Here is a 19,996-nt window from a genome sequence, read left to right as displayed (position 1 = left end):
TCGAGGCTATCGGCCATGCAGTGGACCGTCAATGTTCGGGCCAGACGGAATCCCGGCCGCCCACCGAGCGGGCAGGCGTTTGGCACCGAACGTTTCCGACAGCCCGTCAGGCCGGGCTCAGCGGGGGTACGTCACCGGCTCGATGGAGAGCGGAGGCCGGGAGTACTGCGGGCGCGGCGCGGGCGGATGCGAGAAGAGCGGCTCCTCGGGCTCCAGCGGCTGCGACTTGCGGGCGAGCGTCGCGCCGGTGTTGCGCTCGTCGAGCATGCGGCGGATGTCGTCCTCGTCCATGTCGGTGACCATCTCGTAGACGATTTCGTCGTCCCGCCAGGTCACGACGTTGTAGCCCTGCGCGGAGTCCACCTCGACGGCCTTCAGGGACTGGACCTTCGGGACGCCCGTCTCGTCGTCGGGGACCACGAACACGCTCAGGCGGCGGCTCGGCTCACCCTCGTGCTCCGGCAGCGTCTCGTAGCTGATGAGGGCGACTTCCCTGCCGTTGAGGATGGAGATGCGCCCGCCCAGCGGCTTCGCCTTGGGCAGCTGCGGGACGGTGACGCGCGGGTCCACCTTGTCCTTGAACCACTCCTCCATCTGCTCGGGCGTGGCGGAGGCAATCTCGAAGGGCAGCACCTTGTTGTGGCGCTGGACGACCTCTCGGCGCGCCAGCCGCATGCGCTGCTCGGACTGGTAGGCCACCCAGCCTCCGCCCACCGTCACCACCACCAGGGCCATGGCCCCGGCACGCAGCCACACGCCGTACTGGGCGCGGCGCTGCTCCTGCTTGAGCCCCACCTGGATGCCGGCGCGCAGGGACGCGGGAGCCCGCATCCCCTGCACGGTGTGGCGCGCGGCTCGCCGCAGCGCCAGCTTCATCTGCTGCTCCTCCTCCACTCGGCGCTGACAGGCAGCGCAGCCGGAGAGGTGGGTTTCGAGGTCCACCCGCTCCTCCGGCTGGAATTCGCCGTCGAGGTACGGATAGAGGAGCCGTTCGAGTTCCTGGCAGGTCATGGGCGCGCGGGAGGAACCTGTTTCTACCCTGTCTTCTTCCTGTTCCGGTACTCTTCGAGGTCCGCGGGGGCGCTCACCGGCTCACCATCATGCCGGAATACGCCCTGGCCGACAGCGTACTCGCGCAGGTTCTTCTGCAGGAGCTTGCGGCCGCGGAACAGCCGGCTCATCACCGTGCCCACGGGGCACTCGAGAATCTCGGCGATCTCCTTGTAGGAGAACTCCTGGAGGTCCGCGAGGATGACCACCAGCCGGAAGTCGATGGGCAGCGCGTCGATGGCGCGCAGCACGTCGTCCGACAGGAGCCGGTCGAAGAAGTACTGCTCGGGGTTGGCCGCGAAGTCCGTCGCGTCCCGGCTCACGAAGCGCTCGTGCACCGCCTCGCGCTCCACGCCCTCCACCACCGTGCGCTCCTTCACCTTGCGGCGGTAGCGGTTGATGAAGGTGTTCGTGAGGATCTTGAACAGCCAGGCCTTGATGTTGGTGCCCCGCTCGAACTTGTCGAAGAAGCGATAGGCCCGCATGCAGGTGTCCTGCACGAGGTCCTCCGCGTCACGCTCGTTCTTCGTCAGCCGCAGGGCAGCGGAGTAGAGCGGGTCCAGATGGGCCAGCGCCAGTTCCTCGAATTCCTGCTTCGTTCGGTTGGGTTGCCTGAAGTCCAACATGTCCCGCCTTCCAAGGGCCCGAAACAATTGGGGAATGAGTTGTCGCCTGCCCATCAATGTATGCACGGGAACAGAAGCAGCAACAGCCTCATCCCAACATCACCCGTCCGCACGCCCGCTTCGGGAACACCAGACGCCGGCCGGAGGAACTTATTCCCCACCAGAGATAACGAACGGGGAGGCCGGATGTCGCCATCCGAACCTCCCCGCCGGTTGCTGCCCGGTTGGCTGCCTGCTGGGCCTACTTGCGGCCGAAGGCGTCCATGATGGGCACGTAGTCGTAGCCCATGTCCTTGGCGACGGCCTCGTAGGTGATGTGGCCGTTGTAGGTGTTCATCGCACGCGCCAGGGCGCGGTCGCCCTTCACGGCCTCGATGAGGCCCAGGTCGGCGATCTTCCGCGAGTACGGGCGGGTGGTGTTGGTGAGCGCGTACGTGGACGTCTGGGGCACGGCGCCGGGCATGTTGGCCACGCAGTAGTGGACCACGCCGTGGACGGTGAACGTCGGGTTGTCGTGGGTGGTGGGCTTGCACGTCTCGATGCAGCCGCCCTGGTCCACCGCCACGTCCACCACCACGGAGCCGGGGCTCATCTCGGCGATGAGGGCCTCGGAGACCAGCTTCGGGGCCTTGCCGCCGGGGATGAGCACGCCGCCGACGACGAGGTCGGACTCACGCACCGACTTGGAGATGCTCTCCGTGTCCGAGGCCAGCACGCTGACGCGGCCGAGGAACACGTCGTCCAGGTAGGTGAGGCGCTCCAGATTCACGTCGAGGATGGTGACCTCGGCGCCCATGCCCACCGCCACCTTCGCGGCGCACAGGCCCACCACGCCACCACCGATGATGGTGACGCGGCCGCGGCGCACGCCGGGCACGCCGCCCAGGAGGATGCCCTTGCCGCCGTGGGCCTTCTCCAGGCACGCGGAGCCCACCTGGATGGACATCTTCCCGGCCACCTCGGACATGGGCTTGAGCAGCGGCAGGCTGCCGTCATCCAGCTGCAGCGTCTCGTACGCGACGGCCGCCGCCTTCTTCTTGATCAACGTCTTCGTCAGCTCCGGGTCGACGCCGGCCAGGTGGAAGTACGTGTAGATGATCTGGCCGGGCTGGATGCGCTCGTACTCGGGCGCAATCGGCTCCTTCACCTTGACGATCATCTCCGAGCGCTTCCACACCTCGTCCGCGCTGGCGACGAGCTGCGCGCCCACGCGCTGGTACTCCGAGTCGGGGATGCCGGAGCCGACGCCAGCGTTCATCTCGACCAACACCGTGTGGCCCGCGCTCGTGAGCGCGCGCACGCCCGCCGGAACCATGCCGACGCGGTACTCACGGGTTTTGATCTCCTTGGGAACTCCGACGATCACGACTGCCTCCGAGAGGGGGACCTGAAATCGCGCGGACCCTATACAAAAGCCCGGGGGAATCAAGGCGGGGCTGGAAGCCGGGCGCATGCCTCCGGTGAGACGGAATAACCCCCAACGTATGACGCGAGGCGTTGAATGCGATGCGTCTCGTGCTGCTTGGGCGTCGAACAAAAGCCACACCGGTGGTAGTTGACGAAGGCATGACGTCCGCACCGAAGCTGCTGTTCGCAGACCCCAAGGGCCGGGTGATGGAGCACCCGTACCTGCTCGCCACGCTGCGCAGCGGGGAGGAGCTCGTTCCCCCGCAGGACAAGCCCATCCCCCTGCCGTCCGCCGGGCGCCTCGTGCACCTGCCGGGCCGCCTGCCCGTGGGGCTCCACCCGGAGACGGGGGAGCTGGAGCTGGTGCGGGAGATGAAGGTGGGCAGCAAGACCTTCGTGCCCAACGCGGTGGGCGCGCTGCTGCCGCCGGGCTACACGCGGACCTTCCTCCCCGGCGAGGTGAAGGGGAGCGGGCCGGTGCTGCCGCAGTGGGCGTACACCGCCGCGGCGTGGGTGGGCGAGGGCCCGGTGGCGTGGGCCATCCACACGGATCGCCGCTCGCATTGGGACCCCGAGCGCTACTCCACGCCGGAGATGAAGGCGCTGGTCGACCAGCACCTGGAGCGCTTCCCGAACAACCGCGTGCTGAAGCAGCTGAAGACGTGCGCGCTCCTCTACCGGTGCTTCACGTCGCAGAACACCTTCTATGTGCGCGACGAGGCGGCCATCCCCGCGTCCGTCATGTGCAACGCGCGCTGCGTGGGCTGCATCTCCGACCAGCCCGCGGACGGGCCGCCCGCCTCTCACGAGCGCATGGACGACGGGCCCACCGGCGAGGAGATGGGGCAGATTGGCCTGTTCCACCTCCAGCACGCACCGGGCCGCACCATGGTCAGCTTCGGCCAGGGCTGCGAGGGCGAGCCCCTCACGCGCTGGAAGCAGATTGCCGAGGCCATCCGCTACATGCGCGAGCACAGCGACAAGGGCTCCATCAACATCAACACCAACGCCAGCCTCACCAAGGGGCTGGAGGCCCTGTTCGACGCGGGGCTGGACGCCATCCGCGTGTCGCTCAACTCGGCGGTGAAGGACCTCTACGAGGCCTACTACAAGCCGGTGAAGTACGGCTGGGAGGACGTGGAGGCGTCCATTGCCCTGGCGCGCGAGCGAGGCGCGTACCTGGCGCTGAACCTGCTGCTGTTCCCCGGCGTCACGGACCGCGAGGGCGAGGTGAAGGCCCTGGAGCGGCTGGTGAAGAAGTACCGGGTGGACCAGGTGCAGACGCGCTCGCTGTGCATCGACCCGCTCCAGTACCTGGAGGTGGCGAGGGACAGGGGCGCGGGAGGAGAGCAGGTCGGCATCCGCACGCTGCTGCAGCGGCTGAAGGCGGCGCGGCCGGGGCTCGTCATCGGCAACTTCGCGCGCGGCCTGGACGAGCGCGAGAACGCCGCCAGCCGGGGGTAGGGCAGGGCGGAGGGCTCCGGCCGGGGCTCACGGGGCGTGCCGGGTTCCAGGGGATTGGAACCCGCGCGGCTACTCGTTGCCCGTGGGCAGCAGCTCCTTGGCCACCATGTTGCCCATCACCGCGTCCTTGGGGATGTAGCCGTCGGCGCCCGCCTCGCGGCAGATGCGCTGGAGCTCCTCGACGTTCTCCCCCGAGCACAGCAGCACCTTGATGCCCTTGAAGAGGCTGTTGCTCTTGATGAAGCGGCAGAACTGCTCGCCATTCACGTTGGGCATCCGCACGTCCAGCAGCACCAGGTCCGGACGCGTCTGCTTCTTGAGGATGATCTTCGTGGCCTTGTCCGCGGTGTCGGCCACATGCACCTCGAAGCCCTTGGACACGAGGTCCGCTTCGATGATGCGGGCCGTCATCTCGCTGTCGTCCACGATGAGGATGCGCGGCTTGCGGCCCCCGGTGGCCGCCACCGGCTTGAGGCCGGGCGAGGTGGCGGGGGCAGGAGCCGTGGGCGCGGCGGCGGGAGCCGGGGCCGGCGCGGTGGGCACGGCGGCGGGGACGCCCAGGGCGGGGGGGCCGATAAGACCCATGACGCCCCCCAGCACGGCCTCCAGGCCGCCGCTCTTGAGGATGTAGCCGTCAGCCCCCGAGGCCTTCGTCTTGCCCTCCAGCTCGGCCTCCGTGATGTCGGAGTAGAGCACCAGCTTGGCGGTGACCTTCTTCTGCCGGCGGAGGTACTCGACGACGTCGTCGCCGAACATCTCCGGCATGTTCACGTCCATGAGGATGAGCGCGAACGGCCCCTCGGCGAGCTTCTGGTCGAGGCTGGCCAGGTCCTGCGCGCCGCTCGCCTGGTAGCCAGCGGCGGTGAGTGCCCGTACGGTGAGCTCCACCAGCATCGGGCTGTCGTCAATGACCAGTACGCGCGACATCGTCCTCCTCAAAGGAATCCCGCTAACCCTACACCTTTGAATCAGCGCGGACCATCGAAACGGCGACCGAGCAGCCATGCTGCGACGTCCACTTGACCGCTTTTCGTCCCCTCCGGATACTTTGCCGCCTTGACCGCGACCCAGACACCCCTCCAGCGAGCCCTCCGGATGGCACCGGACCGCGCTGTAGCCGCCCAGGCCCGACCCGAGCAGGAGTTTTTCTGCTTCAGGGTAGGAGACCTGCGGCTCGGCGTGCCCAGCGAGAATGTGCTCGAGGTACTTCGCGCCGGCCTGCTCACCCCCCTGCCGAGGACGCCCTCCTTCATCATGGGCGTCACCGGCCACCGGGGCGAGGTGCTGCCGGTCGTCGACCTGCTGCGCTTCCTCTCCAAGGGAGAGGCCCGCATCGGCCCGCGCACGCGCCTGTTCGTTGGCATCACCGGCAGTTATGTGGCCGGCGTCGTCGCCGACACCGTCCTCGGCCTGCGCCGCATCCCCGTGACGGAGATCCTCCCGCCCCCGCTGGGCGGTGACGCCTCCGCCGAGCACCTGCTGGGCGTGGTGCAGGGCAGCGGCACCCAGGACTCCATCAACCTCATCAACTTCTCCAAGCTGCTGCAGACGGCGCGGCAGCGGGCGGTGGCTCGATGAACGACGAGCAGGCCGTTCAGGAGCGGGACTCGGTGGACATCCTCTTCTTCGACATCGGCGACTCGCTGTACGGCACCGACGCGTCCCAGGTGCTGCGCATCGACCGCTCCCTGCCGGACGACCTCACCCTGCCCGGGCTGGGGCTGCCCCACCGCGGTCACCGCGCCATCGTCTTCGACACGCCGGAGGGCGAGGGCCACCTCAAGGTGGACGCCGTCCATGCCGTGCGCGCCATTCCGCTCAACTCGCTTCGCCGGATGCCCCCCACGGCCGGCGCAGCCCCTTATGCCGTCGGCGTGTGCCTCGAAGAGGCCCGCGCTGTGTTGCTCATCGATCTGGTCGAAACCGCCAGGACCCAAGGAAATCAAGGAAGGCACTGACCGCAATGTCCCTGGACACCCCCAACGACAAGTCCACGTCCAAGGCTCGCTCCGCCCGGAAGGCTCCCGCCTCCAAGGCAGGTGCCAGCTCCAAGGCCAGCGCCACCCCGGCGATGACCCAGGCCCGGTACAAGGCCTTCACCGACACGCTGATGACGGTGCTCTCCGGCAACCTGCAGGCCCGCGTCCCCAAGGAATTGGTGGTCGAGGGCGGCGAGGAGATGGCGCACCTGCTCAACCAGGTGCTCGACAACCTCGCCGAGTCCGAGCACCGCAAGCAGGTGTCGGCGCAGGAAATCGACCAGGCGCTGGATTCGCTCATCAACCTGGTGCGCGAGGGCGACCTGTCCCGGTGGAACACCACCACCGAAGACCCCCAGCTCGGGCCCCTGCTCGAGGGCTTCGGCAAGGTCATCGAGACGCTGCGCACCTTCGTGCGGGAGATCAACGAGGCGGCCCTGCGCCTGTCCTCGTCCGCCAACCAGGTGCTCGCGGCCTCCACCCAGCACGAGACGTCCTCCACGGAGCAGGCGGCGGCCATCCATGAGACGACCGCCACCATGGAGGAGCTGAAGCACGCCTCCGCGCAGATTGCCGAGAACGCCGGCAGCGTGGCTCGCGTGGCCGAAGAGACGCTCGGTGCCGCTCGCGCGGGCCGGGGCGCCATCGGCGAGTTCATCCAGGCCATGCAGCAGATCCGCAGCGACGGCGTGGCGGTGGCGGACTCCATCGCCAAGCTGTCCAAGCGCGTGGAGCGCATCGGCACCGTGGTCGAGGTCATCGACGAGATTGCCGACCGCTCGGACCTGCTGGCGCTGAACGCGGCGCTCGAGGGCAGCCGCGCGGGTGAGGCCGGCAAGGGCTTCTCCATCGTCGCGGCGGAGATGCGGCGCCTGGCGGAGAACGTCCTGGACTCCACCAAGGAGATCAAGAACCTCATCACCGAGATCCGCGAGGCCACGGCCGCGGCGGCCGGTGCGGCGGAGGCCTCCAAGACGGCGACCGAGTCCGGCGAGAAGCTGGGCGCGGTGGCGGCACAGGCGGTGGAGGGCATCCTCGCCGGCGTGCAGGAGACCAGCGACGCGGCCCGCGTCATCAACCTCGCCACGCAGCAGCAGCGCACGGCGACGGAGCAGGTGGTTGCGTCCATGGCGGAGATCGAGGACGTGACGCGCCAGACGACGCAGGCGTCCAAGCAGGCCACGGGTGCCGCGGCGGAGCTCACTCAGCTCGCGGGCCGGCTGGCAGAGCTCATCAAGCGCTTCAAGGCCGACTAGCGCTTCCTGACACGGGAGGGGCGAACGCCGGCCATGGACACCGAGGCACTCAAGAAGTCCCTCCTGAAGAAGTTCCAGGAGGTCACAGCCGACCGCCTCCAGAAGATTCAGCTGGGGGTGTTGGACCTGGAGAAGGAAACCGCGGATCAGGCCGCGGAGGACGTCGCGCGCGAGCTGCACACGATGAAGGGCGAGGCCCGCATGTTGGGGCTGCCCGTCATCGGTCAGCTGGCGCACGCCGCCGAGGACGTCCTGCGCGCCGAGCGCGAGGGCAGGACGGCCACCGAGATCGCCACCGACGTCCTGCTCAGGGCGTGTGACGTCCTCTCGGATCTGAACGAGGACCTGGCGGGCGCCAACACCGGCACTCCCGCCAGCGAGGAGATGGTCAAGGCGCTCGCCGACGTCTCCGGTCAGGCGCCGCCCTCCATCGGGCCCAAGCCGAAGCCGGCCGCACCGCCGCCCGCGCCCGCCGCTCCGGTGGCGAGGCCCGTCGCGGCGGCTCCAGCCCCCGTGGCCGCGGTGGAGGCTCCCGCGCAGCGCGCTCCCGAGGCCCCATCAGCCGCGGCGGCGGGTGGGGAAGACGCCCCGAGCGCGGCGAAGGCCGCCGCCGTGGCCGACCGGACCATCCGCGTCAACGTGGAGGTGCTGGACTCGCTGGGGCTGCTCGCGGGCGACCTGCTCGTGGAGAGCGCCCGTGGCCGGCTGCGCAGCTCGGAGACGGAGGCGCTGTTCGAGCGCTTCAGCCGCCTGGGCGACCGCTTCCTGCGGCTCGCGGAGCAGGTGGAGATTCCAGGCCAGGTGCGCACGGCGTTGGATCGTGTGGAGAGCGACCTCCACATGCTGCGCGACGATGCGTTCCGCTTCGTGCGGCGCAACGACGACGGCATCAACACGCTGCACGGCAACCTGGCGAAGATGGCGGACCACGTGGCCGAGGCCCGGCTGGTGCCGCTGGCCACCGTGTTCGACGCCTTCCCCCGCGCGGTGCGGGAGATGTCGCGCACGCAGGGCAAGGAAGTGGACCTGGTCATCGAGAACGCCGACATCGGCGTGGACCGGTCCATGCTCGCCGACGTGCGCGACGCGCTGGTGCACCTGCTGCGCAACTCCGTGGACCACGGCGTGGAGTCCCCGGACACGCGGCAGAGCCTCGGCAAGCCGCTCACGGGCCGCATCCGCATCCGCGTGCGCGTGGACGGCGACATGCTCCACATCGAGGTGGAGGACGACGGCCGCGGCATCGACCCGGAGCGGCTGCGCCAGGCCGCCGTCAACAAGCGCCTCATCACCCAGGTGCAGGCCACCGCGCTGTCCGAGCGCGAGGCGATTGAGCTCATCTTCCGCCCCGGCTTCTCCACCCGCGACCAGGTCAGCGAGCTGTCCGGCCGTGGCGTGGGCATGGACGTGGTGAAGCGGAAGGTGGAGGCGCTGGGCGGCTCGGTGGGCGTCAACAGCCGCATCGGCCGTGGCAGCACCATCACCCTGCGGCTGCCCCAGTCGCTCGCCCTCATGAAGGTGCTGCTGGTGCGCCTGGGCGACGACGTCTACGGCATGCCCGCCGCGGACGTGGAAGCGGTGATGCGCGTCAAGCCGGATGACCGGCTGGAGATCTTCGGCACGCTGGCCGTCCGGCACCGGGGCAAGCCCACGGCGCTGGTGGCGCTGGGGCCGCTGCTGGGCCTCAACGGCGGCAACCGCTTCGACAAGCCGCCCGCCGTGGTGGTGCGTCACGGTGAGGACCATGCGGCCCTGGTGGTGGACGGCTTCGTGGACGAGCGCGAGGTCGCCGTGAAGCCCTGCGGCGGCGAGTTCCTCAAGGGCGCGCCCTTCATCGCCGGCACCGCGGCGCTGGAGGACGGCCGCATCGCCGTGCTGCTGCACGTGCCGGACATCATGGCCGAGGTACGCCGCATGGCGCGCCCCGTCACCCAGGCCCCCGCGGCCCGACGTCTGCGGGTGCTGCTGGTGGACGACTCGCCCATCGCCCGCGCCACGGAAGGGGCGCTGGTCAAGGCGCTCGGCCACTCCCTGGAAGAGGCCCAGGACGGCGAGGAGGCGTACTCGAAGGTGCAGAACAACACCTACGACCTCATCCTCACCGACGTGCAGATGCCGAAGATGGACGGCTTCACGCTGTCGCGGAAGCTCAAGTCCACGCCCGCGGTGGCTCGCATCCCCGTCATCATCCTGTCGTCGCTGGCCTCGCCGGAAGACAAGCGGCGCGGCCTGGACGCGGGAGCGGACGCCTACCTCGTCAAGGGGGAGCTGGGCGTGGAGGTCCTCGCGCAGGCCATCGACCGGCTGACCTGAGGAACCTCGTTTGGGCGGCCCCCCCGTAGCAGGAATGGCGTACCGGGTGCTCATGGTGGGCAAGGGGCTGCGTGCGCTCGCCGCGCGCGGCCTCTTCGACGGGGAGTCGCTCGTCCCCGTGGGGCCGGTGGAGGTGGACTTCGCCGGCGCGCTGGTGGCCGTGCAGCGCCACTTCCCGGACGTGCTCCTGGTGGACCTGAGTGCCCGCGAGGCGCTGGAGGCCATCGAGCACGTCATGGTGGAGCGGCCGGTGCCGATCCTCGCGCTGCATTCGGGCGTGCTCTCCGGCCAGGACGCCTTCCAGGCAGTGGCCCTGGGCGCGCTGGACGTGGTGGAGCGCCCCGCGTCGCCGGGGGCGGACTACTGGACCCACGTGGCGCGCAAGCTGGTGATGCTCGCGCAGGTGAAGGCGGTGCGGCAGGTGAGCACCCGGCCTCTCAAGGCGTCCCGGGAGGACCAGCCCGCGCCGCCCTTCCCCCTGGTGGCCATCGCCGCGTCGCTGGGCGGCCCCAAGGCGGTGTCCCAGGTGCTGCGGATGATTCCCCGGGGCTTTCCCGCGCCCATCGCCTATTGCCAGCACATCAGCGAGGGCTTTACCGAGGGGCTGACGCACTGGCTGGCCACGGAGACCGCGCTCCAGGTGAAGGAAGCTGAAGACTCTGTGGTGATGGAGCCCGGCACGGTGTACATCGCACCGTCTGGCAGTCACCTGTTGGTCCGACCGGAGGGCAGGCTGGAGCTGGACTCCGGTCCTCCGCTCCGCGGTTTCAGACCTTCATGTGACATGCTGCTCACTTCCGCGGGCGAGGCCTTCGGCTCGCGCTGCATCGGGGTCATCCTGACGGGTATGGGGCGCGACGGCGCGCGAGGGTTGAAGGAGATTCGCGAGCGTGGTGGAAGGACCATCGCGCAGGACGAGGCGTCGTCCGTCGTCTGGGGCATGCCCCGCGAGGCCGTGCTGATGGGCGCCGCGCAGGAGGTGCTGCCCCTGGACCGGATTGGACAGATGTTGCTGCAATGGGTGGACGCGTGCTGACCGCGAGCAACAAGGTGCTCCAGCAACTGGCCGCGCTCCTTCTGGAGCGTGCGGGCCTTAAAATCACCCCGGACGGCTTCCACAGCCTCCGGCTGGCGCTGTCCACCCGCATGCCCGTGCGGGGCGAGGTGGACCCGGAGAAGTACCTCGAGCAACTGGCGGGGCCGGGCGGCGAGGAGGAGCTGCGCTCGTTCCTCCCGCTGGTGACGGTGGGACACACGGAGTTCTTCCGGGACGCCAAGCAGTTCCGCGCCCTGGAGAAGAGCGTGCTGCCGGAGCTGGTGACGCGCGCGCGGCGGGAGATGCGCAAGGTGTCCGTCTGGTCCGCCGGCTGCGCCACCGGGGAAGAGCCCTACAGCGTGGCCATGGTGCTGGCGGAGCTGGGCGCGCTGGCCGTGGAGGTGGACCTGTGGGCCACCGACCTGAACCTCGCCGCCGTGGAGGCCGCGCGGCAGGGCCGCTTCACCTCGCGCCGCTGCATCAGCATCGGCCCGGAGCGGCTGCGGCGCTTCTTCCGTCCCGTGGAGGAGGGCTACGAGGCGCAGCCCACCCTGCGTGAGTACATCCGCTTCGACGGGCAGAACCTCGCCGTCCCCGTGTTCGACAAGGTGGGGCTGTCCTCGCTGGACCTCGTCCTCTGCCGCAACGTCATCATCTACTTCGACCTGCCCACCATTCGCGGGCTGATGGACCGCTTCCTCAGCGTGCTGCGGCCGGGCGGGCTGCTCTTCCTGGGCTACTCGGAGAGCCTCTTCAAGGTCTATGACCGCTTCGAGATGATCGAAGTGGACGGCGCCTTCGTGTACCGCCGCCCGCTGAGCGACAAGGCCTTCCGCCCGCCGCCGCTGCGCATGACGCCGTACCCCGGCGAACCGGAGCTGCCCGAGCGCAAGCCGGAGACGCCCGAGTCCTTCGCCGCGGACCTGCGCAAGCGCATCCAGACGGAGGCCACCGCCAAGGCCGCTGCCGGCGCCACCCGGCCGCAGGGGGCACCCGCTGTGTCCGGTTCCCCGGGGGGCGTGAGGCCCGCTCCGGCCGTGGGGACGCCGCCGCCCCTGGCTCCGGGGCCGGCCCCGCGCCTGACGGACTCGGCGCGGCCGCGCATCACCATGGAGCTGCCGGCGGTGTCTCCCTCGGACTCCGCGCGCCCGCGCATCACCCAGGAACTCCCGGTGGTGGGCTCCCCGCGCACCAGCACGGGCGAGGTGCCGCTGGCCTGGCCCAAGCTGCTGCCGCCCGCGGAGCGGCTGGCCGTGGCCGTGCGGAAGATGGCGCAGGGGGACTTTCCCGCCGCCATCGCCGGTGTGGAGCGCCTGCTCGTGGACGAGCCGACCGACCTGGACGCGCTGCTGACGCTGGGCAACCTCTACTCGCTCACGGGGCGCATCCCCGAGGCGCGCGACACCTTCGCGCTGGCCATCCAGCGCGAGCCGCTGTGCGTGGAGGCGCGGGTGTTCGGCGGGGTGGCGGCGCTGCAGGCGGGGAACCTGAAGGAGGCGCGCTCGGAGCTGAGCAAGGCGCTGTTCCTGGAGCCCACGCTGGCCATCGGCCACTACCTGCTGGCCCAGGTGCACGAGCGCTCCCAGGAGCACGAGGCGGCACGGCGCAGCTATCGCAACGCCATTGCCCAGCTGCGCTTCCCGCAGCGGCCCCTGGCCGGCCACTACCCGGAGATGCCGGACTCGGCGGACGCCATCTCCCGCGCGGCGCGCTATGCGCTCGCCGCGCTGGAGGAGCAGCCCCTGCGCTGAAGGCAGGGGCCGCGAAGTCGGAACGCGGCTCTGAGCCTCAGCCCAGGTTGCTCTTCACCTGGTCCAGGCTCTTCTTGGGGTCCAGCACGGACGCGAACTTGTCCTGCAGGTAGGACTTGGCCTTGCCGCGCAGGAGCATGCCCGGGTCGGTGCCCTCGCCCTGGACCTGGTTGTCGGTGATGACGAAGGACGCATCCATCTGGATGCCCATCACCTTGCCGACGATCTTCGCGCCGTCGCCCACCCAGTCAGACTTCACTCCGTACTTGCCTCCCCAGTACTTCAGCAGCTGCTCGACGCGCTGCTTCACCTCCTCCTTCGGGAGGGAGTGCGGGATATCGAACTTCATCATGCCCATGGCCCGGCTCCTGATGTCGGTGACCCGCCCGTGGCTTTAGTGAGTCGCGAGCGGGAAGGGAACCGCCGTGTCACTTTTGATGGGCCGGATGTCAACAGGCTTGCTCACCGGCCGGCTGTGCCCCGGGGGCGCTTGAGCTTCACCGGCGGGTCCCCGGGCCGGCCCCAGCGCGCCATGTACGGCGCCAGGTCGAACTTCTCCGCCGTGCGCGGCGAGCTCATGGGCCGCACCTTCCCCAGCACCTTCCGCTCCTGGAAGGGCCTGTCGTGCAGCCCCAGCACCCACATGAAGTTGGCCACGCTGGCCGGATCTCTCCCGTCCACCGCGTACTTGTCGTTGAGCAGGGCGATGCGCCGGAGGCCCTCCTCGGGGGTGGTGCTCCACTCCAGCAGCTTCTTCCCCCAGAGCATGCGCAGGTAGTTGTGGATGCGGCCGCGCTCCAGCAGCTCTCGCTGGGCCGCGTTCCACAGCCCGTCTCCGGTGCTCGACGTCTCCAACTGCTCCAGCGTGTAGAGGTGCTCGCGCGGGTCCTTCTGGTGCGTGGCGAGCGTCTCGCGCGCCCAGGCGGGCAGGGAGTCCACGGAGAGCTGCCGGGGCACGGGGGTGTGGAAGCAGAAGTTGAAGGCCAGCTCGCGCCGCACCAGCAGCTCCTCCAGGAAGCTGCGCACGGCGGGGTGGTCCGTGCCGCGCTCGCGGATGACGGCGCGCGCCGCCTCGCCCGCGTAGAGGTTGCCCCAGTGGAAGAACGGGGACAGGCCGGACTGGTGCGCGCGGCCCGGGTCGCTGCGCTCGGTGTCGTAGCCCTCCAGCTTCGCCTGGAGGAAGGCGTTGAGGGCCTTGAGCCCCGCCTTGCGCCCGCCGCGCTCGGGGATGGGGGCCACCGCGTGGTCGATGTCGAAGGAGGCCAGCGCCTCGCGGGCCTCGCGCGCGTCGGCGGTGTCGAAGTCCGGCTCCAGCTTGCGCCCGGCGGCCGCGGCCTTGACGGCGCGGGCGGGGAGGGTGCGGCCCAGGTACTCCGGCCACAGCTTCTGCAGCTTGGGGCGCAGGGTGTACGCGCCGGCCTGCACCGTGGGGATGCGCTGCATGGGCACCACGCACGAGGCATCCACCGCGAACAGCGGCACGTCCAGCGCCTTCGCCGCGCCGCGCAGGTGGCCGGGGATGATGTACGTGGGGAAGAAGTCCGACACGACGGCGGCGGCGCGGCGGCCCAGCTCGGCCAGCCGGGGGCGGTGCTCGCGCGTGCGGCGCGGCAGCTCCAGCCAGTAGGGCAGGCCCCGCGAGGCGCAGCCGGACGCCACGTCACTCATGCCTTCCAGGGCCCAGGCGTGGAACCGGTCCGAGGCATGGGGGTAGTCCGGGCGGAGCGCCTGGTAGACGGCGACGGGCAGGCCCAGGTGGTTGCCCAGGGCGATGGCCACGTCGAGCGCGTGGTTCTCCTCGGCGCGGTGATTCACCATGCACCAGTAGAGGACGAAGTCCCGGCGGCCGGTGGGAAGCGGGGCCTCTTTCACCACCTGCACGCGCGCGGAGTCCACGCCGAGTTCGGACCACGAAAATCCGATGGGCATTTGCATCACGGATGCGCGGGCCGCTTCCGCGTCGCGGAAGAAAATAATTGTGTTTGGAATACATGTTTCGGGCAGGCCCGCACGCCCGTGGCCTGGAAGTGGACGGAAGTACCCAAAAACCGGCACCGCGGCGCAGGTTGTGGTCTTCTCCGCCGCCGGCTGACCCAAGGAGTCGTCGCGTGCCACATCCGAGAACCTGGAGCTGCCTCTCCGTCGCCGCCCTCACCCTGGCGCTCGCCATGCCGGTGACTGTCGGCGCGCAGGCGCCCACTTCGTACCCTTCCACGCCGCCCCCGTCCTACACGCAGCAGCCGTCCGCGCAGCAGCCCGGGTACGCGCAGCCGCAACAGCCGGCGTACCCGCAGGACACGCCGCCGGCCCCCGCGCCCGCGTCCCCCCCGCAGGGGACGCAGCCCGCGGACCCCGCGTACCCTCCGCCGTCACAGCAGCCGGCGTACCCGCCTCCCCAGAATGCCGCGCCACCGCAGCAGCCGGCGTACCCGCCCTCACAGCAGCAGCCCGCGGATCCGGCCTACCCGCCGGCGCAGCAGCCCGCGGACCCCGCGTACCCTCCTTCGCAGAACTCCTACCCGGCGCCGCAGCAGCCCACGTACGCGCCTCCCACCTCCGCGCAGCCGGACCCGGCGCAGCAGCCCTCGCAGGGCACGGACCCCTCCGCGAGTGACGCGCCGAGGGTGCCGCCGGAGCCCGGCTCGCTGCGCACCGAGCCCCAGGCGCCGCTGACGCCGGACGGGATGGATCCGTCGAAGCCGTCCGCCGTGCCCTCGTCGGCCACCGCCTCCGCGCCTCCGCCCGAGGACACCGGGGTGATGCTGGATGGCCGGCCCCGTCAGGGCCCCTTCCTGTCCGGCCCAGGCAGCCTGTCCTTCATGTTGCACCACACGACACTTGGCGCGCTGGGCGGCTTCTTCACCCAGGCCTTCGCCAACGACTTCAGCTTCAACCAGAGCTCGCGCGAGGCGATGCTGGCCGGCACGCTCATCGGCGCGGGCCTGGGCTTCGGCGCCTCCGCGTGGTGGCAGTTCAACAACTGGGTGGACCGGCCCATGGCCACCTTCGGCATCGGCAACTCGGTGGTGGGCGGCATGTTCATGGCCGGGTTCATGGACCTGTTCACCCAGGACCCGGGCGTGCTGACCTGGTCGGCCTTCCTCGGCGCGGAGCTGGGCGCGTGGCTCACCGCGGGGCTTGGCGGCGGGCAGCTCCCGCTCAACGACGGCCTGCTGATCTCCTCCGGCGCGGGCTGGGGCATGGCGTATGCCGCGCTCCTCCTGGCCATCATCCACTTCTCCGGCACCGACGTGTCCGGCAAGACGTGGCGGCACGGGCTGCTGCTGGCCCCCGGCATTGGCGCCGGTGCCATGGCGCTGGCCACCATGCGCTACAACCCGACGCCCTCGCAGATTCTCCGCGCGGACATGTTCGGCGCGGGCGTGGGCGCGGCGGTGCTGCTCATCTCCGGCCTGGTGCTGGGCGGCTTCGACCAGTCGACGCCGTACGTGCTGTCCTTCCTCGGCTCGGCGGGCGCCATCACCACGGTGAGCCTGCTGTGGGAGGAGAGCGTGGACCGCTCGTCCCTCAAGCTGGCGGGCCCGCGCTCGAGGAAGACGCCGCTGTACAAGAACGTCTGGTGGTAGACGGGCTGTAGGGCGGCCGGGCGGGCGCCATGGCACGGCGGGGCAGGAAGCACCACCTTCCCCCCGACATGGCCCGCGTCCATCCCTTCACGGCCCTCATGGCCTCGCTCGAGTCCCGGCTGGAGCCCAGCGACTACGTGCCGCGAAGCAATGCGGCGCCCCAGCCAGCCCATGTGCGCTCTCTGCTGGAGGCCGCCAACCCCACCGCGGAGCTCCGGCGCCTGCGTGAAGCGGGCGCCCTGCTGCGCGACGCGCGGCCGGCGCTGTACCTGGTGGAGATTCACAGCCCCGCGGGGAAGCTGGGCGGGCCGCCCGTGCGCTTCCTGCTGTGCGCGCTGAGCGCGGACGCGGGCCTTCCCCTGGAGCATGACCCGTACCGGCCGCGCGCCTGGGAGGCGGAGCCCGCCGTCACGCTCACCGCGGACGACCATGGCGTCCTGCGCGGACTGCTGGCGGAGGCCTCGGAGCGCGCGATTACCGTGTGGCAGGGAGAGTACGACGGCCACCCGATGTCGCTGCGGCGCATCGAGCCCTCTCCGGTGGCGAAGCGGCTCCAGGCTGCGCTGGACGAGGCGCCCATGCGCCCGCTGGCGGCGCTCGACGAGCGGGGCCCGACGCTGGCGGCGGTGGTGCCCCTGTCGGACCCGGGCCTGGAGTTCCAGCCCATCCACCGCGCGTTGAAAGGCGTGGACACCTTCAAGGAAGAGACCTTCCTCACCCTGGTGACGGCGTACGCGCGCGTCTACGAGTTGGACGAGCCGCTCGACACGCCCCGGGGACTGGCCGCCGCGCGCGAGCGGCTGGCCACGCTCATCAGCGGCCACCACGCGGTGCTGCTGGTGCTTCCGGGAGGGCGGGGCCGCATCCTCCGGTTCCGGCAGGGGCTGGACCTGGCGCACCTGAAGGGCGCGCCCCGGAATCCCACGCTGCGGAGCCTGGACCTGGCGCTGCTCAACGCGCTGGTGCTGCGCACGGTGCTGGGCCTCAAGGACCCGGAGGCGCCGGGCCATCCCCAGGTCTTCCCCGTGCATGGGCTGGATGCGTTGGTGCGGGGCGTGGAGGAGGGGACCTTCCAGGCGGGCTTCGCCCTCAACCCTCCGCCGCTGTGGGAGGTACGGGCCGTGATGGAAGCACAAGCAACACTGCCGTCGAGGACACTGCGAGTGGAACCGCTTCCACCGGCAGGCCTTCTGTTCCTGGATCGTGAAGCCTAACTTCCAGGCGTGAGGGTCCTGACACAAACCCTGCCGGAATGGCCCCGGCGCGTGCGGCTCGAGCTCCAGGCGGGGCCCGGGGAGACCCTCGATGCCATCTGTGGTGGCGAGGTGCAGGTGCTCCAGCGCCGGCTGGGCTATCGCTTCACGTTGGACCCGCTGCTGCTGGCGCACTTCGCGGTGTACGAGACCGGAGCGCTGCGGGGCCGGCTGATGGACCTGGGCACCGGCTGCGGCATCATCCCGCTGGTGCTGGCCCGGAGGCTGGGCCGCAAGGACATCACCGCGCTGGAACTGCAGCCACGGCTGTTCTCCCTGGCCGAGCGCAACCTGTACCTCAACCGCTGTGAGCGCGAGGTGTCGCTGGTGCAGGGCGACTTGCGACGTGTGGGGGAGCAGTTTCCCTCGGGCAGCTTCGCGCACGTGCTGTGCAACCCGCCGTACCGGGCGCGGGCCTCGGGGCGCAGCAGCCTGTCGATTGAGAAGGCCATTGCCCGGCACGAGCTGGCGTGTGAATTGGCCGACGTGGCGCGCGCGGCGGCGCACCTGCTGGTGACGCGGGGCTCGCTGTGCATGGTGTACCCGGCGTCACGCTTCGGCGACCTGGTGTCCATGCTGCGCGACCACCGGCTGGAGCCGCGCACCGCGCGCTGGGTGCACCCGCGCGGAGACAGGCCCGCGAAGTTGGTGCTGCTCCACGCGGTGAAGGGGGGCAGGGCGGACCTGACAGTGCTGCCCCCGCTCGTGGTGCACGCCGACGACGAGCACGCGTTCACCGAAGAGGTGCGCGCGATGATTGTGTGAAGGGCCTCGTCGAGCGCACTGCCGGGGCTCCGGCCGGCGACTCCTGACGGCGGCCATTGCGCGCACCGGGATTGCCCGACTGAGACCTGGGACGTGATGATGCCGGCACCGGCCGCACCTCCCAGGGGTCCGACACCATGCTGCTCCCCGTCACACTCCTGTTGCTCGCCGCCGCGCCCGCCAGCGACACCTCCCTCCGTGTCCAGGAGGGACTGCCTGCGGACTTCGTGGCGGACGGACGGCTCGACGAGTGGACGCAGCCGCCGTCCCTCACCCTGAGCGGGACCGCTGGGGGAGGGACGGCGGCTTCACAAGACGCCGTGTCCGCCAGGCTCTGGCTCGCCATTGATGCCGGGGGGCTCGCCATCGCCGGCGAGGTCCGGGACTCGAAGGCCCAGATCACCGGAGACCCCGTCGAGGTGCGGCTCGCGCTGCCGCCGCCGAAGCTTCCGCCGCTCGCCTATGTCGACCAGTTCCAGGAGCATCTCGTTCCCACCGAGGGCGACTGCCCCCGGAAGCCCCAGAAGAAGGCGGCGGCCTGCGAGGCCTGGTGGCGGCAGCAGACGGCGCTGCGCCAGCAGCTCCAGGACGCGCTGGTGGCGAGGTACGCACTGCGGTCCGACGGCGTGGTCCGCTCCGGCCAGACGGACCCCGCGGGCACCGCGCGCTACGCCTCGTTCCCGGGCGGCTACCGCTTCGAGGCGCGCATCCCTGCCGCGGCCTTCCCCCGCACGGCGGAGGCGCCCTTGCGCCAGCTGAGCGTCCGCGTGGACCTGTTGGACGGCGAGGCCGGCGCGAGCACTCGGACGGCTCGGGCCTCGTCTTACGATTTCCAGACGGTGCGCCTGTCGAAGCCGCTGCGCTACGGCCAGTGGCCCGAGCTGTTGGAGCGGGCCCTGGCGGCGCACCCGGGCGCCTCGTATCAGCCCGGGCCGGGCGCGGACTCGCTCGAGGTGTGGATGAACCCGGCGCGGGCCTACCAGTACTCGCCCAAGGCCCCGAGCCCCGCCGTGGTCCGCGTGGACCTGACGCAGGTGAAGGGCCTGGCGGCCGTGGGGGATATCAGGCTCGTCTCGGTGCCCGTGGAGGCTAATCGCAGGGGCGGTGTGGACCGCTGGCTGGTCTCCGCCCGGGGGCAGGCCATCCTGGACACGCGCAACATCGGTGACGATACGGTTCGCGTGGCGCCGAACGCAACTGGAGTGCAGCTGCTTCAGGTATACGAAGGCCCCTCGAACCCCATGGGGACCGGCACGTGCGGCGAGTGCCCGAGGGTGTCCTTCCAGCACTTCACCATGGACGCGCAGGGGCGCTTCTCCGAAGCCCTTCGCCTGCGGGGCACGGGAGGCCTGTCAGAGCGTCCGGTGGCCTGGTCCGCCAGCGCGGACCTGTCGCTCATCGAGGCCTTTGACGTGCTCCCGGCGCCGCTCGGGAAGCAGCTCGCCGTGAGGCACGTGCTGGACCCGGAAACGGGGCGGTACACAACTTCCGCGGCTTCCCCGCGATAAC

General features: G+C 70.5%; 17 protein-coding genes. 11 read left to right on the top strand and 6 right to left on the bottom strand.

All coding sequences use genetic code 11. The features are described from left to right. Positions 1-117: 117 nt before the first annotated feature. The 3 genes from G4D85_RS19875 to ald all read right to left on the bottom strand — a co-directional run bounded on the left by G4D85_RS19875 (position 118) and on the right by ald (position 3,042). Positions 118-1,011 (bottom strand): anti-sigma factor family protein, encoded by an 894-nt coding sequence (locus G4D85_RS19875; RefSeq protein ID WP_164014236.1) that lies wholly within the window; start codon positions 1,009-1,011, stop codon positions 118-120. Between the two features lie 23 nt (positions 1,012-1,034). Next, positions 1,035-1,676, bottom strand: a complete 642-nt coding sequence (locus G4D85_RS19870) for a sigma-70 family RNA polymerase sigma factor (RefSeq protein WP_164014234.1) — start codon at positions 1,674-1,676, stop codon at positions 1,035-1,037. A gap of 241 nt (positions 1,677-1,917) precedes the next feature. Then, entirely contained in the window at positions 1,918-3,042 is a 1,125-nt protein-coding gene (gene ald, locus G4D85_RS19865; protein WP_164014232.1) for an alanine dehydrogenase, read from the bottom strand. A 200-nt stretch (positions 3,043-3,242) separates the two neighbouring features. On the opposite strand from ald, the gene G4D85_RS19860 reads away from it, so the two are divergent. Then, the gene (locus G4D85_RS19860) at positions 3,243-4,547 is read left to right on the top strand and encodes a radical SAM family protein (protein WP_164014230.1); all 1,305 of its coding nucleotides are present in this window, start codon (positions 3,243-3,245) and stop codon (positions 4,545-4,547) included. Positions 4,548-4,616: 69 nt separating this feature from the next. Here G4D85_RS19860 and G4D85_RS19855 read toward each other — a convergent pair whose 3' ends face one another. Further along, a complete protein-coding gene (locus G4D85_RS19855; protein WP_164014228.1) occupies positions 4,617-5,474 on the bottom strand; it encodes a response regulator in 858 nt (285 codons plus the stop codon). Positions 5,475-5,642: 168 nt separating this feature from the next. Here G4D85_RS19855 and G4D85_RS19850 point away from each other — a divergent pair, with 168 nt between their 5' ends. The 6 genes from G4D85_RS19850 to G4D85_RS19825 are packed head-to-tail and all read left to right on the top strand — an operon-like array spanning position 5,643 to position 12,882. Then, positions 5,643-6,125 (top strand): chemotaxis protein CheW, encoded by a 483-nt coding sequence (locus G4D85_RS19850; RefSeq protein ID WP_164014483.1) that lies wholly within the window; start codon positions 5,643-5,645, stop codon positions 6,123-6,125. After that, positions 6,122-6,505 (top strand): Frizzy aggregation protein FrzB, encoded by a 384-nt coding sequence (locus G4D85_RS19845; protein ID WP_164014226.1) that lies wholly within the window; start codon positions 6,122-6,124, stop codon positions 6,503-6,505. Before G4D85_RS19850 ends, G4D85_RS19845 begins: the two co-directional genes overlap by 4 nt. Positions 6,506-6,510: 5 nt before the next feature. Beyond that, positions 6,511-7,782, top strand: a complete 1,272-nt coding sequence (locus tag G4D85_RS19840; RefSeq protein ID WP_164014224.1) for a methyl-accepting chemotaxis protein — start codon at positions 6,511-6,513, stop codon at positions 7,780-7,782. A 33-nt stretch (positions 7,783-7,815) separates the two neighbouring features. Further along, entirely contained in the window at positions 7,816-10,095 is a 2,280-nt protein-coding gene (locus G4D85_RS19835) for a hybrid sensor histidine kinase/response regulator (protein ID WP_164014222.1), read from the top strand. A gap of 34 nt (positions 10,096-10,129) precedes the next feature. After that, on the top strand, positions 10,130-11,131 hold the full coding sequence (locus G4D85_RS19830; RefSeq protein ID WP_164014480.1) for a chemotaxis protein CheB: 1,002 nt from the start codon (positions 10,130-10,132) through the stop codon (positions 11,129-11,131). Next, a complete protein-coding gene (locus G4D85_RS19825; protein ID WP_164014220.1) occupies positions 11,125-12,882 on the top strand; it encodes a protein-glutamate O-methyltransferase in 1,758 nt (585 codons plus the stop codon). The genes G4D85_RS19830 and G4D85_RS19825 overlap by 7 nt, the downstream gene beginning before the upstream one ends. 37 nt (positions 12,883-12,919) lie before the next feature. Here the strand turns inward: G4D85_RS19825 and G4D85_RS19820 are convergent, their stop codons facing one another. Both G4D85_RS19820 and G4D85_RS19815 read right to left on the bottom strand, forming a co-directional pair. Then, complete coding sequence (locus G4D85_RS19820) at positions 12,920-13,240, bottom strand: polyhydroxyalkanoic acid system family protein (RefSeq protein WP_164014218.1); 321 nt, start codon at positions 13,238-13,240, stop codon at positions 12,920-12,922. Positions 13,241-13,344: 104 nt separating this feature from the next. Further along, on the bottom strand, positions 13,345-14,811 hold the full coding sequence (locus G4D85_RS19815; protein ID WP_164014216.1) for a cryptochrome/DNA photolyase family protein: 1,467 nt from the start codon (positions 14,809-14,811) through the stop codon (positions 13,345-13,347). A gap of 179 nt (positions 14,812-14,990) precedes the next feature. Here G4D85_RS19815 and G4D85_RS19810 point away from each other — a divergent pair, with 179 nt between their 5' ends. From G4D85_RS19810 to G4D85_RS19795, 4 genes are all read left to right on the top strand, one after another. Beyond that, the gene (locus G4D85_RS19810) at positions 14,991-16,469 is read left to right on the top strand and encodes a hypothetical protein (protein ID WP_240359383.1); all 1,479 of its coding nucleotides are present in this window, start codon (positions 14,991-14,993) and stop codon (positions 16,467-16,469) included. Positions 16,470-16,537: 68 nt separating this feature from the next. After that, on the top strand, positions 16,538-17,683 hold the full coding sequence (locus G4D85_RS19805) for a DUF1015 family protein (protein ID WP_164014213.1): 1,146 nt from the start codon (positions 16,538-16,540) through the stop codon (positions 17,681-17,683). A gap of 51 nt (positions 17,684-17,734) precedes the next feature. Next, positions 17,735-18,487 carry a tRNA1(Val) (adenine(37)-N6)-methyltransferase gene (locus G4D85_RS19800; protein ID WP_240359382.1) on the top strand — a complete coding sequence of 251 codons (753 nt, stop codon included), beginning with the start codon at positions 17,735-17,737 and terminating at the stop codon, positions 18,485-18,487. A gap of 137 nt (positions 18,488-18,624) precedes the next feature. Further along, on the top strand, positions 18,625-19,995 hold the full coding sequence (locus tag G4D85_RS19795) for a hypothetical protein (protein WP_164014209.1): 1,371 nt from the start codon (positions 18,625-18,627) through the stop codon (positions 19,993-19,995). Position 19,996: the final 1 nt, after the last annotated feature.

This window comes from Pyxidicoccus trucidator, from assembly GCF_010894435.1.
Lineage (GTDB): Bacteria > Myxococcota > Myxococcia > Myxococcales > Myxococcaceae > Myxococcus > Myxococcus trucidator.
The sequence above is the reverse complement of the archived record's forward strand: the minus strand, read 5'-3'. Positions and strand labels throughout refer to the sequence as shown.

What these genes read in the sequence shown, in the direction of transcription:
- G4D85_RS19830 (WP_164014480.1), top strand. Translation starts at nt 10,130, where the DNA reads ATGGCGTACCGGGTGCTCATGGTGGGCAAGGGGCTGCGTGCGCTCGCC.
- G4D85_RS19815 (WP_164014216.1), bottom strand. Translation starts at nt 14,811, where the DNA reads ATGCCCATCGGATTTTCGTGGTCCGAACTCGGCGTGGACTCCGCGCGC.
- G4D85_RS19860 (WP_164014230.1), top strand. Translation starts at nt 3,243, where the DNA reads ATGACGTCCGCACCGAAGCTGCTGTTCGCAGACCCCAAGGGCCGGGTG.
- G4D85_RS19805 (WP_164014213.1), top strand. Translation starts at nt 16,538, where the DNA reads ATGGCCCGCGTCCATCCCTTCACGGCCCTCATGGCCTCGCTCGAGTCC.
- G4D85_RS19820 (WP_164014218.1), bottom strand. Translation starts at nt 13,240, where the DNA reads ATGGGCATGATGAAGTTCGATATCCCGCACTCCCTCCCGAAGGAGGAG.
- G4D85_RS19835 (WP_164014222.1), top strand. Translation starts at nt 7,816, where the DNA reads ATGGACACCGAGGCACTCAAGAAGTCCCTCCTGAAGAAGTTCCAGGAG.
- G4D85_RS19855 (WP_164014228.1), bottom strand. Translation starts at nt 5,474, where the DNA reads ATGTCGCGCGTACTGGTCATTGACGACAGCCCGATGCTGGTGGAGCTC.
- G4D85_RS19840 (WP_164014224.1), top strand. Translation starts at nt 6,511, where the DNA reads ATGTCCCTGGACACCCCCAACGACAAGTCCACGTCCAAGGCTCGCTCC.
- G4D85_RS19850 (WP_164014483.1), top strand. Translation starts at nt 5,643, where the DNA reads ATGGCACCGGACCGCGCTGTAGCCGCCCAGGCCCGACCCGAGCAGGAG.
- G4D85_RS19795 (WP_164014209.1), top strand. Translation starts at nt 18,625, where the DNA reads ATGCTGCTCCCCGTCACACTCCTGTTGCTCGCCGCCGCGCCCGCCAGC.
- G4D85_RS19875 (WP_164014236.1), bottom strand. Translation starts at nt 1,011, where the DNA reads ATGACCTGCCAGGAACTCGAACGGCTCCTCTATCCGTACCTCGACGGC.
- G4D85_RS19870 (WP_164014234.1), bottom strand. Translation starts at nt 1,676, where the DNA reads ATGTTGGACTTCAGGCAACCCAACCGAACGAAGCAGGAATTCGAGGAA.
- G4D85_RS19845 (WP_164014226.1), top strand. Translation starts at nt 6,122, where the DNA reads ATGAACGACGAGCAGGCCGTTCAGGAGCGGGACTCGGTGGACATCCTC.